This window comes from Mucilaginibacter sp. UR6-1, from assembly GCF_020880975.1.
In the GTDB taxonomy this organism is placed as follows: domain Bacteria; phylum Bacteroidota; class Bacteroidia; order Sphingobacteriales; family Sphingobacteriaceae; genus Mucilaginibacter.
Genome location: NZ_JAJIWP010000007.1, coordinates 89,456 through 104,550, shown reverse-complemented (window position 1 = coordinate 104,550; position 15,095 = coordinate 89,456). Strand labels below are relative to the sequence as shown.

16 protein-coding genes are annotated in these 15,095 nt (G+C 44.7%); 7 read left to right on the top strand and 9 right to left on the bottom strand.

Annotated elements, in window-relative coordinates:
- Positions 1-30: 30 nt before the first annotated feature.
- Genes tsaE through LJ707_RS19525 form a run of 4 tightly spaced genes read right to left on the bottom strand, consistent with a single transcriptional unit; the run spans position 31 to position 2,559 of the window.
- Positions 31-447, bottom strand: a complete 417-nt coding sequence (gene tsaE / locus LJ707_RS19540; protein ID WP_228954295.1) for a tRNA (adenosine(37)-N6)-threonylcarbamoyltransferase complex ATPase subunit type 1 TsaE — start codon at positions 445-447, stop codon at positions 31-33.
- A gap of 1 nt (position 448) precedes the next feature.
- The gene (locus LJ707_RS19535; RefSeq protein ID WP_228954294.1) at positions 449-823 is read right to left on the bottom strand and encodes a type II toxin-antitoxin system VapC family toxin; all 375 of its coding nucleotides are present in this window, start codon (positions 821-823) and stop codon (positions 449-451) included.
- On the bottom strand, positions 810-974 hold the full coding sequence (locus LJ707_RS19530; RefSeq protein WP_228954292.1) for a hypothetical protein: 165 nt from the start codon (positions 972-974) through the stop codon (positions 810-812). Before LJ707_RS19530 ends, LJ707_RS19535 begins: the two co-directional genes overlap by 14 nt.
- Before the next feature lie 28 nt (positions 975-1,002).
- Entirely contained in the window at positions 1,003-2,559 is a 1,557-nt protein-coding gene (locus LJ707_RS19525) for a PglZ domain-containing protein (protein ID WP_228954290.1), read from the bottom strand.
- Between the two features lie 137 nt (positions 2,560-2,696).
- Here LJ707_RS19525 and LJ707_RS19520 point away from each other — a divergent pair, with 137 nt between their 5' ends.
- From LJ707_RS19520 to LJ707_RS19490, 7 genes are all read left to right on the top strand, one after another.
- Positions 2,697-3,923: an HD domain-containing protein gene (locus tag LJ707_RS19520; RefSeq protein WP_228954284.1), complete on the top strand. Its 1,227-nt coding sequence runs from the start codon at positions 2,697-2,699 to the stop codon at positions 3,921-3,923.
- Positions 3,924-3,977: 54 nt separating this feature from the next.
- A complete protein-coding gene (gene lpxD / locus LJ707_RS19515) occupies positions 3,978-5,015 on the top strand; it encodes a UDP-3-O-(3-hydroxymyristoyl)glucosamine N-acyltransferase (RefSeq protein ID WP_228954282.1) in 1,038 nt (345 codons plus the stop codon).
- 27 nt (positions 5,016-5,042) lie between these two features.
- Positions 5,043-6,446 (top strand): bifunctional UDP-3-O-[3-hydroxymyristoyl] N-acetylglucosamine deacetylase/3-hydroxyacyl-ACP dehydratase, encoded by a 1,404-nt coding sequence (locus LJ707_RS19510; RefSeq protein ID WP_228954342.1) that lies wholly within the window; start codon positions 5,043-5,045, stop codon positions 6,444-6,446.
- A 3-nt stretch (positions 6,447-6,449) separates the two neighbouring features.
- Entirely contained in the window at positions 6,450-7,232 is a 783-nt protein-coding gene (gene lpxA, locus LJ707_RS19505; protein ID WP_228954280.1) for an acyl-ACP--UDP-N-acetylglucosamine O-acyltransferase, read from the top strand.
- Between the two features lie 144 nt (positions 7,233-7,376).
- Positions 7,377-7,994, top strand: coding sequence for an ABC transporter ATP-binding protein (locus tag LJ707_RS19500; protein ID WP_228954277.1), 618 nt, complete (start codon positions 7,377-7,379; stop codon positions 7,992-7,994).
- Between the two features lie 150 nt (positions 7,995-8,144).
- The gene (efp, locus tag LJ707_RS19495) at positions 8,145-8,708 is read left to right on the top strand and encodes an elongation factor P (protein WP_228954274.1); all 564 of its coding nucleotides are present in this window, start codon (positions 8,145-8,147) and stop codon (positions 8,706-8,708) included.
- A gap of 94 nt (positions 8,709-8,802) precedes the next feature.
- The gene (locus tag LJ707_RS19490; protein WP_194102545.1) at positions 8,803-9,180 is read left to right on the top strand and encodes a PH domain-containing protein; all 378 of its coding nucleotides are present in this window, start codon (positions 8,803-8,805) and stop codon (positions 9,178-9,180) included.
- Positions 9,181-9,197: 17 nt separating this feature from the next.
- On the opposite strand, the gene LJ707_RS19485 is transcribed toward LJ707_RS19490, so the two are convergent.
- The 5 genes from LJ707_RS19485 to LJ707_RS19465 all read right to left on the bottom strand — a co-directional run bounded on the left by LJ707_RS19485 (position 9,198) and on the right by LJ707_RS19465 (position 15,062).
- A complete protein-coding gene (locus tag LJ707_RS19485) occupies positions 9,198-10,259 on the bottom strand; it encodes an AI-2E family transporter (protein WP_228954272.1) in 1,062 nt (353 codons plus the stop codon).
- 123 nt (positions 10,260-10,382) lie between these two features.
- The gene (locus LJ707_RS19480; RefSeq protein ID WP_228954270.1) at positions 10,383-11,663 is read right to left on the bottom strand and encodes an MFS transporter; all 1,281 of its coding nucleotides are present in this window, start codon (positions 11,661-11,663) and stop codon (positions 10,383-10,385) included.
- A gap of 10 nt (positions 11,664-11,673) precedes the next feature.
- Positions 11,674-11,910 (bottom strand): hypothetical protein, encoded by a 237-nt coding sequence (locus LJ707_RS19475; protein ID WP_228954268.1) that lies wholly within the window; start codon positions 11,908-11,910, stop codon positions 11,674-11,676.
- Positions 11,911-11,929: 19 nt separating this feature from the next.
- Positions 11,930-12,520 (bottom strand): TetR/AcrR family transcriptional regulator, encoded by a 591-nt coding sequence (locus tag LJ707_RS19470; protein WP_228954266.1) that lies wholly within the window; start codon positions 12,518-12,520, stop codon positions 11,930-11,932.
- A gap of 85 nt (positions 12,521-12,605) precedes the next feature.
- Complete coding sequence (locus LJ707_RS19465) at positions 12,606-15,062, bottom strand: OstA-like protein (protein WP_228954264.1); 2,457 nt, start codon at positions 15,060-15,062, stop codon at positions 12,606-12,608.
- Positions 15,063-15,095 lie beyond the last annotated feature (33 nt).

The following is a 15,095-nucleotide window of genomic DNA, read 5'->3' as shown; positions in this document are numbered from 1 at the left end:
TGAAGATAAGTATTTATTCAATAACCGCGCCTAAATATTTTCAACCTCCAGTTGCCGCTGGTTATCGCTTAAAGCGGTTATGGCAATACGGGTATAATGGGCAGGCAGCAGGTCAGGGATCTTCTCGGGCCACTCAATAAAACAATAATTGCCAGAGTAAAAGTATTCTTCGTAACCCATATCAAGCGCCTCGCTTTGGGTTTTAAGGCGATAAAAATCAAAGTGGTATACCTTGCCTGATGGTATCACATACTCGTTAACAATAGAAAATGTAGGACTGGTTACCGCCTCGCTAACACCAAGCGCGGCAGCCAGTTCTTTTATCAATGTGGTTTTACCCGCCCCCATTTCGCCATAAAAAACAAATATTTTATTGGTGGCTGCATGGGTGATTATTTGGCGGGCAGCATCGGGTAATCCGCTTAGCGATGAAACGTTAATTTGCACTTTAATTTAGTTGGTAAATTATAAGATCAAGCTGATCTACTTTTTTGAAGCCTTTATCATCTGTAATTAGCGGTGCATTTACTTTTACAGCTGATGCCGCTATGATGCTATCGGGCAACTTCAACTTATGCTTTTTCCTGATAGCAATGGTATTCGCTTTAACATCTTCATCAATATTTATCACATAAACAGATTTGATAAAATCATTGAGAATTGTAGTTACTGATTCATCATTATGATGATAAGCGTATAATTCCATCTCAGTTGTTACAGAAATGTAAATAGTTTGATCTTGCAACAATTTTGCAAGTGTAGCATCACCATTTAGTAAGTAAATACAAATATTGGTATCAATAAAGATATCAGTTCCACTCATCTCTTAGCTTTTTCTGAATGGTCAATCCGTCTTCATTGGTTTTTAATGCACCACAAAATTTTTGGGCATCAAACTTTTTTACGACTTTCCGATCAGCAAGAGCCTTTTTAAGCTTACCAATATCTTTATCACTTTTTAGCGTAAGTACCATACCCAAATTTAAGCAAAAATCCTTACAATTATTTAGGCCCGTAAGTAGCTATCGGGATGATCATCTCCTCTAACGAGATACCTCCGTGCTGGAAGGTTTCGTTATAAAAATTCACAAAATGGTTATAGTTGTTAGGGTAAACAAAGTACCCATCGTTTTTAGCAAATACAAAGCTTGAGCTTACATGCAGCTTGGGCAGCATGGCATCGTGCGGGTTGCGTATGTGCAGCACATCCTTGGCATTAAAGTTAAGGTTACGCCCCTGTTTGTAACGCAGGTTGGTATTGGTGTTACGGTCGCCGATGATTTTGCTTGGGTTTTTAACCTTAATGGTACCGTGGTCGGTAGTAATGATCACCCTAACCTGTTTTTGCGCCAAAAACTTCAGCAACTCAAACAGCGGCGAATGCTCAAACCATGATAGCGTTAATGACCGGTACGCAGCATCATCATTAGCCAGCTCGCGGATCATCTGCATATCGGTACGGGCATGCGACAGCATATCCACAAAGTTATACACTACCACGTTCAAGTCATTACTCATCAGGTTATTTACCGACTCGTTTAACGACCGGCCTTCGTCAAGATTCAATATTTTATGGTATGAATATTTGCACTCCTTACGCAGGTTGCGTTTAATATTATCACCTAAAAAGTCCTCCTCAAAAAGATTTTTACCACCCTCGTCTTCATCATTTTGCCACTTATCCGGAAAACGGCGCTCCATCTCCAAAGGCATCAGGCCTGAAAATATAGCGTTACGGGCATATTGCGTGGCTGTAGGCAGAATACTGAAGTAAATATCCTCTTCTTCCAGCCTGAAGTATTCAGAGATAAGCGGGTTAATGATGCGGAACTGATCGTAACGTAAATTATCTATCAAAATGAAGAACAGCGGCTTGCCGTCGCCCTCCAACCTCGGGAATACCTTTTTCTTGAACAGTTGCGGCGAACTGATCGGCCCGCTCTCCGGATTTTTGATCCAGTTCAGATAATTTTTTTCGATATACTTACAAAACTGCGTATTGGCCTCGGCCTTTTGCATGGTAAGTATCTCATGCATACCGGCATCCTCCAACTGTTCAAGCTCAAGCTCCCAGTAAATCAGTTTTTTATAAACATCTATCCACTCCTGGTAGCTCAGGTTATCGTTCAGGGTCATGCCCAGTGTACGAAAGTCTTGCTGGTAGGCCATGGTGGTTTTTTCGGTAACCAGGCGTTTGTTCTCGGTAAGCTTTTTTATGGTAAGCAAAATTTGCTTGGGGTGAACGGGCTTTATCAGGTAATCATCTATTTTGGAGCCTATGGCATCCTCCATTAAATACTCCTCTTCGCTTTTAGTTATCAGCACTATCGGCACATCATTATTTAAATTCTTGATTTGCGACAGTGTTTCGAGGCCGGTAAGGCCGGGCATGTTCTCATCTAAAAAAACCAGGTCGAAATATCCGTTCTTAAAGGCTTCAATGGCATCATTACCGCTGGTTACGGTAGTTACCTTGTAACCCTTTTCGTTCAAAAAAAGTACGTGTGGCTTTAAAAGGTCGATTTCGTCATCGGCCCATAATATGGTGGTATCCTGCATAATATTCCTGTTTCGTTGGGTTATAACCGTAAATCACGTGTTTTGTTGTTTAGATTGAAGCACGTTAACAAAAAATAACAAATATAAGATACTTTAGTTAAGCATATTTAACACATTTGCACAGTTTTTTAAAAGCCTTGAATAAAAAGAAAATTATAAACGATCCGGTATACGGATTTATCAGCATTCCTGAAGGTTTGGTGTTCAGCCTGATCGAGCACCGCTATTTTCAGCGCTTACGCTATATCAAGCAATCCGGCATGACCCATATGGTGTACCCCGGCTCCATACATACCCGTTTTCACCACGCGCTGGGCGCTATGCACCTGATGGGTTTAGCCATTGAAACCCTGCGAAACAAAGGGCACCAGATAAGCGAACAGGAAGAAGAAGCCGTAACCGTTGCCATATTGCTGCATGATGTAGGTCATGGCCCGTTCTCGCACGCGCTTGAAAGCACCATTGTTAAGGATATCAGCCACGAAGATATATCAGCCCTGCTGATGCAGCGCCTTAACGTTGAGTTTGGCGGGCGGCTGGATATGGCCATCAATATATTTAATGATACCTACCCGCGCCGCTTTTTGCACCAGTTGGTATCGGGCCAGTTGGATATGGACCGGCTGGACTACCTGAACCGCGACAGCTTTTTTACCGGCGTAACCGAGGGTATTGTTGGCAGCGACCGTATCATCAAGATGCTTAACCTGCACGAGGGGCAGATCGTGGTAGAAGAAAAAGGTATCTATTCAATCGAAAAATTCCTGATAGCGCGCAGGCTGATGTACTGGCAGGTGTACCTGCATAAAACTGTAATATCGGCCGAGCAGTTGCTCAATAAGATACTGGTACGTGCGCGCGAGTTGGCACTTAACGGTAAAAAACTGTTTTGTACGCCTGCGTTATGCCACTTTTTGTATGACAGGATAAGCCGCGAGGAATTTATCCATAACCCCGGGCACCTGGAAATATTTGCCCAGATGGATGATACCGACATCATGTCGGCCATAAAAGTATGGGTTAATTGTGATGATACCGTACTGGCAACACTGTGCCGCAACCTGGTTTACCGTAACCTTTTTCATGTTGATATAGCCAATACCCGCCCGGATGAGGCCGTTGTACAAAACATGCTGCAAAAAGCCGCCGCTTACTATGGCATAAGTACAAACGATGCCGCATTTTTTGTGTTTACAGATACGGTACTGAACGATGCTTACAAGGTAGATGATACCAACATACGCATATTGATGAAGGATGGCAGCATTAAGGATATTACTACCGCCAGTGATAACGCCAACCTTACCGCATTAGCCAAAACCGTTACCAAGTATATACTGTGCTACCCTAAACAATTGATATAAAATATGAACGTTTGTATTATTTGTTGCTTTAATATTAACATATAACTTTGTGCGATGCAATTTACCGCCCAGCAGATAAGCTTATTATTGAACGGAACTGTTGAAGGTGATGCTTTGGTAGCGGTTGATAAACTGGCTAAAATTGAGGAGGGTACAGCAGGTTCCTTATCATTTTTGGCTAATCCCAAATACGAGCAACACTTATATACCACAGGCGCTTCGGTAGTTATTATTAATAAGGATTATGTATTAACCAGCCCTGTAAGCGCTACGCTTATACGGGTTGATAATGCCTACAGTGCCTTTTCGGTGCTGCTTGAGCAATATAACACCATTAAGCTTAATAAAACCGGGATTGAGCAGCCAAGCTTTATACACCCTACCGCGCAGGTAGGCAGCAATGTATTTGTTGGCGCATTCGCCTACATAGGCCCTAACGCTAAAGTAGGCGATAACAGCAAGATATACCCTAATACCTATATTGCCGATAATGTTACCATTGGCAGTAACGTTACGCTGTTTGCCGGCGTAAAGGTTTATTTTGATTGTGTTGTGGGCGATAATGTGATCATACACTCGGGGGCCGTTATTGGCAGCGATGGCTTTGGCTTTGCCCCTAACGCTGACGGATCATACAACAAAATAAGCCAGATAGGCAATGTTGTTATTGAAGATGGCGTAGAGATTGGTGCCAATACCGCTGTTGACCGCGCCACCATGGGGTCAACAATTATACGCAAGGGCGCTAAAATTGATAACCTGGTGCAAATAGCCCACAATGTTGAGGTTGGCCCAAACACCGTAATTGCCGGGCAGGCCGGTATATCAGGCAGTACAAAAATTGGCGAACAGGCCATAATAGGCGGCCAGGTTGGTATTGCCGGGCATTTAACTATTGCCAAAGGCTCACAGCTATCGGCGCAAACCGGCATCAACAGCTCAATAAAAGAGGAAGGCAAACAATGGGGCGGCTCGCCGTACCTGCCATATAAGGATTATTTGCGGGCGCATGTAAACACGCGCCGCCTGCCCGAGCTTGAAAAGCGCGTGGCCGAATTGGAACAAATTATTGCTGAACTGCATACCAAATAAATTATGAATGCAGTTAATGTTAACTATATGAACGTAAAACAACGAACTATTAAATCGCCTGTATCCGTTTCAGGCACCGGTTTGCACACCGGCGAAAAGGTTACCATGACCTTTAACCCAGCCCCCGAAAACCACGGCTACAAGTTTCGCCGTGTGGATGTTGAAGGGCAACCGGTAATTGATGCCGATGTGGACAACGTGACCGACACTTCGCGCGGAACCACCATATCGCAAAACGGCGCGAGCGTTAGTACCGTTGAACACGTACTGGCAGCACTGGTTGGTTTAGAGATTGATAATGTATTGATTGACCTGGACGGCCCGGAAACACCTATTATGGATGGCAGCGCCATTGAGTTTGTTAACGCATTAACCGGCGGTGGCTTTATTGAACAGGATGCCGACCGCGAATATTACCATATAACACATAACATACACTATACCGAGGCTGACCGTAAAGTGGAGATGGTGGCCATGCCGCTTGATGATTACCGCTTTACCTGCATGGTTGATTATAACTCGGATGTGCTGGGCAGCCAACACGCCAGTATATCAACCATCGGCGAGTTTACTAAGGAAATAGCATCATGCCGTACCTTTTGCTTTTTGCATGAGCTGGAGATGCTTTTAAAACATAACCTTATAAAAGGCGGAGATTTGAACAACGCCATTGTGGTGGTTGACAAACAGGTTGACAATGAGGAACTTGCCCACTTAGCCAAATTATTTAACCGTAAGGATATCAAGGTTGCGCCGCAAGGCATCCTGAACAATATTGAACTGCGCCATCAAAATGAGCCTGCAAGGCACAAACTGCTGGATATGATCGGCGATCTTGCCCTTGTAGGCGTTCCGCTGAGGGGTCATATTATGGCTGCAAGGCCTGGGCACGCGGCAAACATCGCCTTTGGTAAAAAAATAAAGGCGCTTATAAAAAAGGAACGCAGCAAAAAACACCTGAAGGTGTATGATCCTAACATGAAGCCGGTTTATGATACCGTACAGATCATGAACATACTGCCACACCGCCAGCCATTTTTAATGGTCGACAAAATTTTAGAGCTTACCAAAACCCACGTGGTAGGTTTAAAAAATGTTACCATGAACGAGGATCTGTTTATGGGCCATTTTCCGGGCGCGCCATTATTTCCGGGTGTGCTGCAAATTGAGGCCATGGCACAAACAGGCGGCATACTGGTGCTGAATACTGTGCCTGACCCGGAGAACTACATCACCCTTTTCCTGAAAATAGAAAACGCCCGCTTTAAAGATAAGGTAACACCGGGTGACACCGTTATATTCAGGTGCGACCTGATTGCGCCTATACGCCGTGGCATAGCCCAAATGAAGGGTGTTGGCCTGGTTGGCGATCGCGTTGTGGTTGAGGCCGAGCTAATGGCCCAGATAGTAAAAACAAAAAATAAAGAATAATACATGATACAGCCTTTGGCATATATACACCCGCAGGCGCGCATTGCCGACAACGTGGTGATTGAACCGTTTGTAACTATACATAAGGATGTTGAAATTGGTGAGGGTACCTGGGTAGGCTCAAACAGCGTAATTATGGATGGTGCCCGTATAGGCAAAAACTGCCGTATATTTCCGGGGGCTGTAGTATCTGCCCCACCGCAGGACTTGAAATACAAGGGCGAACCAAGCACCGTTACTATTGGCGATAATACCGTTATCCGCGAATGCGTTACCCTTAACCGCGGTACCGCGCTTGATAAAAACACCACCACTATTGGCAGCAACTGTTTGCTTATGGCCTATGTGCACGTAGCGCATGATTGCGTGGTGGGCAATAACGTTATTATAGCCAATTCGGTACAATTGGCCGGGCATATTAACGTGTACGATCATGCCTTCATCGGCGGCACCTCAGCCGTGCACCAGTTTGTAGAGATTGGCGCGCACAGCATGATCTCAGGCGGATCACTGGTACGTAAGGATGTGCCACCGTACACCAAGGCAGGCCGTGAGCCATTATCATACATCGGCATCAACTCAGTAGGCTTACGCAGACGTGGTTTCTCTGCCGAAAGCATCAACGAGATCCAGGAGATCTATCGCATTATCTTCCTGAAAAAATACAATGTTACCAAAGCGCTCGATATTATCGAGGCTGAATTCAACCCAACCGTTGAGCGAGACGAGATCATCAACTTTGTGCAGAATTCTCAACGCGGTATCATGAAAGGGTTTGGGATATAGTTTTCTGAACCTGAATTTATAGAATTTAAGAATGGGCAGAATTTCATTGCATCATTTTTAAATTCTGTAAATTATTTAATTCCGTAAATTTCGGTTCAGACCAATTCTGTAAATTCTCTAATTCCACAAATTCCGGTTCAGACCATGACCATCACCCTCACCGATATAGGACGACGCTTTAACCGCGATTGGATTTTCAAGGGGGTGAATTATACCTTTACTTCCGGCGAAAGTTACGCTGTGCTGGGGCCTAATGGTTCGGGCAAATCAACCTTGCTACAGGTAGTTAACGGTAGCTTGTCGCCATCAAAAGGTACTATTGCTTTTAATTACAACAATACCGGTTTTGAGGTTGAAAATGTATACAGGCACCTTAGTTTGGCGGCACCATACCTCGAACTTATTGAAGAGTTTACCCTTGCCGAAGTGATTGATTTTCACTTTAAATTTAAGCCATACATACCCGGTATTGATAAAAATGAGCTGATAGCCCTGCTTAACATGCAAAGCAGCAAAAACAAACTGGTAAAATACTTTTCATCAGGCATGAAACAGCGGCTAAAGCTGGCGCTTGCCTTTTGTTCGGACACGCCGATGCTGATGCTTGATGAACCTACCTCAAACCTCGACACTCAGGGGGTTGACTGGTACCTCAGTCTTGTAGAACGCTTCGCGGCCGGCCGCCTTACCATCATCTGCTCCAACCAGCAGCATGAGTACAGCTTTTGCAAACAGCAACTGAGTATTGTGGATTATAAGTAGATCATGGGCTATGGTTCATGGTTCATAGTCAGCTACTTGAATTTTGCTATATGATTACCATGAACTATCAACTATTAACCATGAACCACCCTGTAAACTTGCAAAGTTGCTGATAACTCCCTAAGTTTGCGCCTCAAATAATATTTTTTTATGTCTAAGGCATCTGAAGTAAAAAACGGCAATATATTACGCTTTAACGGTGAGTTATTGCAGGTTGAAGAATTTTTACACCGCACACCGGGCAACTTACGCGCTTTTTACCAGGCACGTATGCGCAATGTTAAAACCGGCAAACTGGTTGAATACCGTTTCCGTACCGATGAGGAGGTTACCATTGCCCGTGTTGAAACCAATGATTACCAGTACCTGTACGAGGATGGCGATGCGCTGGTTGTGATGGACAACACATCGTACGAGCAGTTTAACATTCCTAAAGCATTGTTTGGCAACGCTGTGCGTTTTTTGAAAGAAGGCGTTAACGTTATTGTGGCCTTTGAAAGCGAAGAGCCCATTATGGCGCAGTTACCATCATCAGCCGAACTTGAAATTACTTATACCGAGCCTGCCGTTAAAGGCGATACCTCAACCAACGCCCTTAAAAGCGCTACTGTTGAAACCGGAGCCGAGATACGTGTACCCCTGTTTATCAATATTGGCGATAAGGTTAAGGTTGATACCGCTACCGGCGCTTACGTTGAGCGTGTTAAAAGCTAATAATCAATATCATAATATTATTAAAATGCCTTCATTATCATGGAGGCATTTTTTATTTTGGAGCCATTAAACACGATCACATAAAACAAAAAAAATGGGACTTTTCTCGAGCCTGTTGGGCAATGCCGGTGTGGCCAACCCCGACGAACTAAACAAAGAATACGCTAATTTATTAACCGATGGCGAAAATATTGAAATTGGCTTTAAACTGATTCGCGATGTATTCATCTTTACCAACAAACGCCTTATTTTGGTGGATAAGCAGGGCATAACCGGCAGCAAAGTTGAATACCTTTCTATCGCCTATAAAAGCATATCAAGGTTCAGTGTACAAACTTCCGGGCATTTTGACCTTGATGCCGAACTACGCATCTGGATATCAGGCGAGATACAACCCAGCCTAACCAAAAAATTCAACAAGCAGGTTAATGTTTATGATCTGCAGCGCATACTGGCACAACACGTATTGTAATACAGCGAAGATCGGGCTTACTCAAGCTCGATCTTTGTATCTTCTTGCTGCCTTTTTACATACAGTTCATCAACCAGTACAATTACTACAGCCAGTATAGGCGTAGCTAACAATATACCCAGCACGCCCGAAAGGGTACCCATCAGCACCTGGCTGATAATGGTTAAGGCGGGTGGCAGATCGATCATCTTTTTTTGCACCATCGGGGTAATGATGTTGCTCTCCAGCGTTTGTATCAGTATATACATAATGGCAATAATGATGGCCGTATTGGTGCTATCTATAAAACCTAAAAGCACGGCCGGTATCATAGCCATCAGCGGGCCAAAGTTGGGTATAAAGTTAAGCAAACCGGCTAACAGGGCCAGGGTTAATGCCATAGGTATGCCCATAACGGTTAAGCCGCTCACGGTTAATACGGCAATAAGGCACATGGCCAGCAGCATTCCCTTCATCCAACCTTTTAATACAAAGCTCAACCTGTCCATCACCACATGGGCTTGCTCTTTGGCCGATGGGGGCACTAATTTGATAATGCCGTTTTTATACAGTGATGGTGCCGAAGTAAAAAATATACCCAGGAAAAGGATAATATACAGATCGCCAAGCACACCAAAGCTGGTGCTGAAAAAACTTTGCGCGGTGGTCATTAACTTAGATGAATCATAGCTTGATGCCTTTTCAACTATTTTAGCGCCCCAGGTGGTTTGTTGTAATTTGGCCTGTGCTGATTTTACCACCTTCGGAAATTCATCGCTAAGTGCGGCTACCTGGTGCTGTATAGTATTGCCCATAAACCAAAACAAAGTACCCAGCAACAAAAAAGTACCCACTACTGAGATAACTACGCATGGCGCGCGCTTCCATTTGGTGCGGCGCTGAATCATATCGGCAAAGCCATGAAAGAACACCGCTATCAGCGACCCGGCGAAAACCATCAGCAATACATTAAAGGCTACCCGTAATATCAATATCAAGCAAACTGACAGGGCGAGTATGCCCACCACTATCCATACCTTGTGTGCAAATGAAAGTTCTTGATCTGTTTTACCTGTCGGTTTGTTTCCCGCTTCTGCCATGTTTCGTATCTATACCTATCAAATACTTTTTAAATTGTATTTGTTTTTAGCCTGTACGCTTTTTATTACGCAGCAGCGTAGGCGGCAAACAAGCAGGGCAGCCTGATAGCTGCCCTGTTGTAATTATGATAATGCCTCGTTAAGGCTATCTGTTTGTTGAACTGCCGATGGCGCGGCAGGTTTATTTTTTACCATGATGCTTACCCGGTATACCATGTACAGGCATAACACAATGGCCGTGCAAACCACGTAACCCAAAATATCATAGTGCTGTAAAGGCCCGTGCTTATGTGGCTGGGTTACTATTAAGCCCGCGCATAAGGCGGCAATACCACCCGCCATTTGCTGTAGCGATGAATTTACGCTCATGAAAGCGCCGCGGTCACGCATCTCAGGTATGGCCGTGGTAAGCGCTGTTGAAGGGATGATACGGCCCATAATGCCTATGAACATGATCATGTTGATCACCACCACCTCCCACAACGGTATAGGCGGCAATTGGGTATAGATCAGTATCATGATAATGGCCAGTGCAGAACCTGCCGCGAATAGCTTGAACTTATCATACTTATCGCTAAGCTTACCTATCATCGGCATAATGATGATGGATGCCAGGCCGCTGAATAAAAATACCGTAGGTAACTGATGTTGTGATATGCCTATGTTATTAATAAGATAGGCACTGCCGAAAGGCATCATCATAAAACCACCTATTGACAGGAAGGCCGTTGCCAAAAAACCGGTTTGATATTTTTTGTTGGCCAGCGAATGCCACAGGTGCACAAACGGGTTTTCATCATTTTGCAAACCAATGTGTTTGGTAACCGGCTGCATACGCAATAACACCAGCAGGCCAATAACTATTGCCAGCAGCACAATCATGATGAACGGCGCGTGCCAGCCCCATTTGTTAGCAAAATACAAGCCTACAGGTATGCCCAGCACCTGGCTGGCGGCAAAACCCATTTGCACCACGCCCATTACACGGCCACGCTGATTTATCTCAAAAACATCAGTAACTACTGCTAATGATATGGCGCCTATAACCCCGCCAAACAAGCCGGTAAATATGCGGGCACCAAGCAGCATCCAGAAACTATTGGCCAGGCCGCAGCATAGGGTGCCCACAATAAAACCGGTGTAAAAAAAGATCAGCAGCTTTTTACGGTCAAATTTATCGGCAAAGCCCGCGGCAAGCAAACCGGAAGCACCCGCGCTGAACGCGTAGGACGATACCACCATGCCAAAGCCCGAAGGGGTCATGTCAAGTGATTTCATCAGTATATCGCCAAGCGGCGAGAGTACCATAAAATCAAGCACTACGGTAAATTGCAGCAATGCCAACAGTGCTATAAGTAATTTTTGATAGGCAGTAAACGGTACCGCCGTTGTATCAGGTTTCATTTGTTATCAGTTAAAAAAGTTCAATACACAGGTAACCTTTACGGTTTACCAGTTCAATAACATCCATTGCGCAAAGGCGGCAGGTTACTACACGCAACACCTTATCGCAATCGTCAAGGTCAACATGCCAATCGCTTATGCTGTTATCAGCATCAAGCAGGGGGCTAATGTTGTCCTTATCATGTTGGGTACTGATGTTTGTTTTAAAAACCAGTACCCCGGCAGGGTTTATTGACGATCCATCCATAAAAAGATTTTTTAATCCATCATTTTTTCAGCGCTTTTAATACCAGGTCAAAAGTTTGCCATATCATATCCTGGGTAAGTACGAAAGATGCGCCGCCAATGCTACGCCCCTCGTTATGAAAACGCACCAGGTTATACAATGGCGCAAATGCAACCGACCAATACACCTCAAGCGGCATCGGGTGAATTTCGCCGCGCTTAATGGCATTCTTCATAAAGCGGCCCATTTTAACTTTGAACTCCTCAAAAAAGCTCTCGTATATTACGCTCTGATAAGTTGAACTGCGCAATTGCTCAAAAAAATGCGCGGTTTGCTGGTTTTCCATCATGTGCTTTGAGCGGTTTTTCCACTGCTGTTTCAATCCTTCGGCAAAACCTGCTTCAGGGTCAAAATTCTCCAGCATCATACTACTCATACGCCTGGCCTCTTCCTCGGCTATTTGTATGATAAGGTCATCCTTATCCTTATAATAGATGTATAAAGTACCAACTGATATGCCGCAGGCTTTGGCCAGCTTGTTCATGCTGAAGCCTTCAAAACCTACTTGTACCATCAACCCGATCGCTTTTTGTTTTACAAGCAATTGCTTTTCAATATCCCTGCTACGCATTAATTATTTTTTCATACAGTAAAAATAAATGAATATTCATTCATTTAAAAATTATTTTTCAGTTACATTCCTGTTAAATGTTGATTTACTGAAAAGTACTGTCTTTACGGGTAGGCTGATTTGCGGGCGGGCGCTTAACGGTTGCCGTATCCTTTTGTGGCACAACGGCAGGCATTATCACCGGGGCGGTGTTCAATGTACCATCGGTAATACGGTTACGGTTAACGTCTTTTAGGTTAACTGGCGCAACAATTCCTGCCGAATCTGTGGCGGTACTATCCGCAGCGTTAACTTTTTGCATTACGGCCGGTTTTTGCGAACTGCCTGGTAACTGACCTTTGGCCCCTACTACAGGTTTAGCCCCCGGTTTGCCCGAGGCAGGTTTTTTGGCGGCCGCCTCGGCACGCGCAGCGGCACGGTTAGCGGCCTTGCGTCGTGCAGAATAAATTACGGCTTCTTTTGATACCGGGCGCTCCTTTGGTTTCCATATAAAGCCTTTTAGTATGCGATCGTCCTCGGTAAACTTTCCCAGCGGCCCGTAGCGTATATCAGGCTTAGATAAAAAGGCCATTTTAAGCGGCTTATTGGCGGCAAACCTGATGCGCATACGGCTGCTGAGCGATCTGCCCATGCCTGTAACCGTTTTGGTGGTACTGTCGCGGTCAAAGTAAATGCTTTCGGCATTGCCGTCAACAAACATTACGTTCAGCTTATTATCCTTAAAAAAGCCGCGCATTTTTTTACCGCCTACCTGGTTAAAGTGGGTTGAGTCATCCTTATCTACATTTACCACAAATGAGTTATAAAAGATGTCCATATTGTCCAACTTCTTATTCTTCATCTGCAGGTTAATGGTATCACCCGATAGCTGCGAGCCCTGGGTCCACATAAGCGGTTTTATAAAGCAGCGTATGGTAGAGTCGGCATAGCTATAAAACATGGAATCGGCCTTGGCCTGTAAATCAGATTTATAGATCTTGGCATCGTGGTAAGCGAATATTACCCGCACACGGCTGGTATCACTCAGTTTGACTTTAGTGGTCATGTAAACCGAATCAACCTTGCCCGGTATGTTGCCCAGTTTGGCAGCAGTGTCTGCCTTAGCTTTGGCTGTACTATCAGTTTTAAGGGTACTGTCCTTTTTTGTATTGCTACTTTTTTGGGCAGTGTCTTTACGCAGCGGCTGTGGCTTAGGCTTGCCGAATAACAGCGGGTTACGGTAGCCGGTGTCAAACCGCATTTTAGGCGGATCGAGCGTAAGCACCTTAGGCGATGTTTTGTAAACAATAGGCTTTGGTTTTGCCGGGCCCGCGGCGGGCCGCGCGGCGGTATCACGCACGTTGGCCAGCCGTCGTTTTTCCTGCAGGGATTTTAAATTTTTGTAGATAAACATCTGCGTTTCCAGCGTATCGGCACTCATGTATACCGAGTCGACCTTGATGCGCTCACCCTTGCTATTAGTAATAATGGTGGATGTTGAGGTAGTTACAGGCGCTTTCGATTTCCCCGCGGGTTTGCCGGCCGGCTTTTTCACCGTAAGCGGTGGGGCTTTAATATCTAATAGCCTGGCTGCCTTTTTGGGTGTTACCTTGGCCAGGCTATCTGTTTTTATCTTGTCGAGCTTTTTAGTGGTGTCTGTCCTGGTGGTATCCTTTTCTTCGGTAACCAGTATAATGTAAGCATTTTCAGTAACCAGGGTACGCTCCTCTTTACGATTAAAAATCCCAAGGTCGCCCTTCATGGTAATTTTCTGCTCCCTGTCGTTAAAAGTAATGCGTTTAATAGCACGCCCCAGCCCCAGCAATCGATCGTAAAACAAGGTATCGCCTTTTAATGATTTGGTGCCCTGCTTGTACAAATTGTTCTTTGTAAAAAATGCCTGCTCGTTAACCGTATTGTATGTGCCATACTCTGTATACAAGGTATCCTTCTCCTTAGCCCTGCCGTAAATATTGGTAGGCCCGTAAAAGTAAGCAATACGTGTACCGCTGTTGTAGCGCATGGTATCGGTCTTGATTATCGCGTCAACAGTATTAAGCACTACATCATATCTGAAATAAGCATCGCGCGAAAACGCGAAGTAATAGCCGTTTTTACTGGTCAGTGTATTATCTTTATTTATCAGCTTGCCACCGCCCGTGTAGGTACCTATACGGGTAGCGGTATTATAAGTAAGATAATCTGTGGTGAGGATGGCATCCTTATCTATCATCCGCACGTTGTTGGTGAGGATTGCCGTTTTAGTGTTGCCGTTATAATTCAGTTTATCGCCATATATATTGAGCGTATCGCCCTGGGTAATGTGTACATTGCCAAAAGCGTCAAAGGCGTTATCCTGCGGATAAAAGTAGGCACTGTCTGACTGCAGCACAGAGAAGTCCTGCTGAAAAGTGCCGTTAAAAACCTTCAATATGTCTTTACCGTTACGCTTAATGCCCTCACTCCTGTCAGACCGCGTAAGCCTAACCTGCGATTTTTTTTGCTGGCCAAAAGCCGCGCCTGCGAGCAGCAATAAGAGTATACTTAAAAGGCATTTATTCACGTTGGCAAAATTAGTTTTTTGCGGGGCTTATTA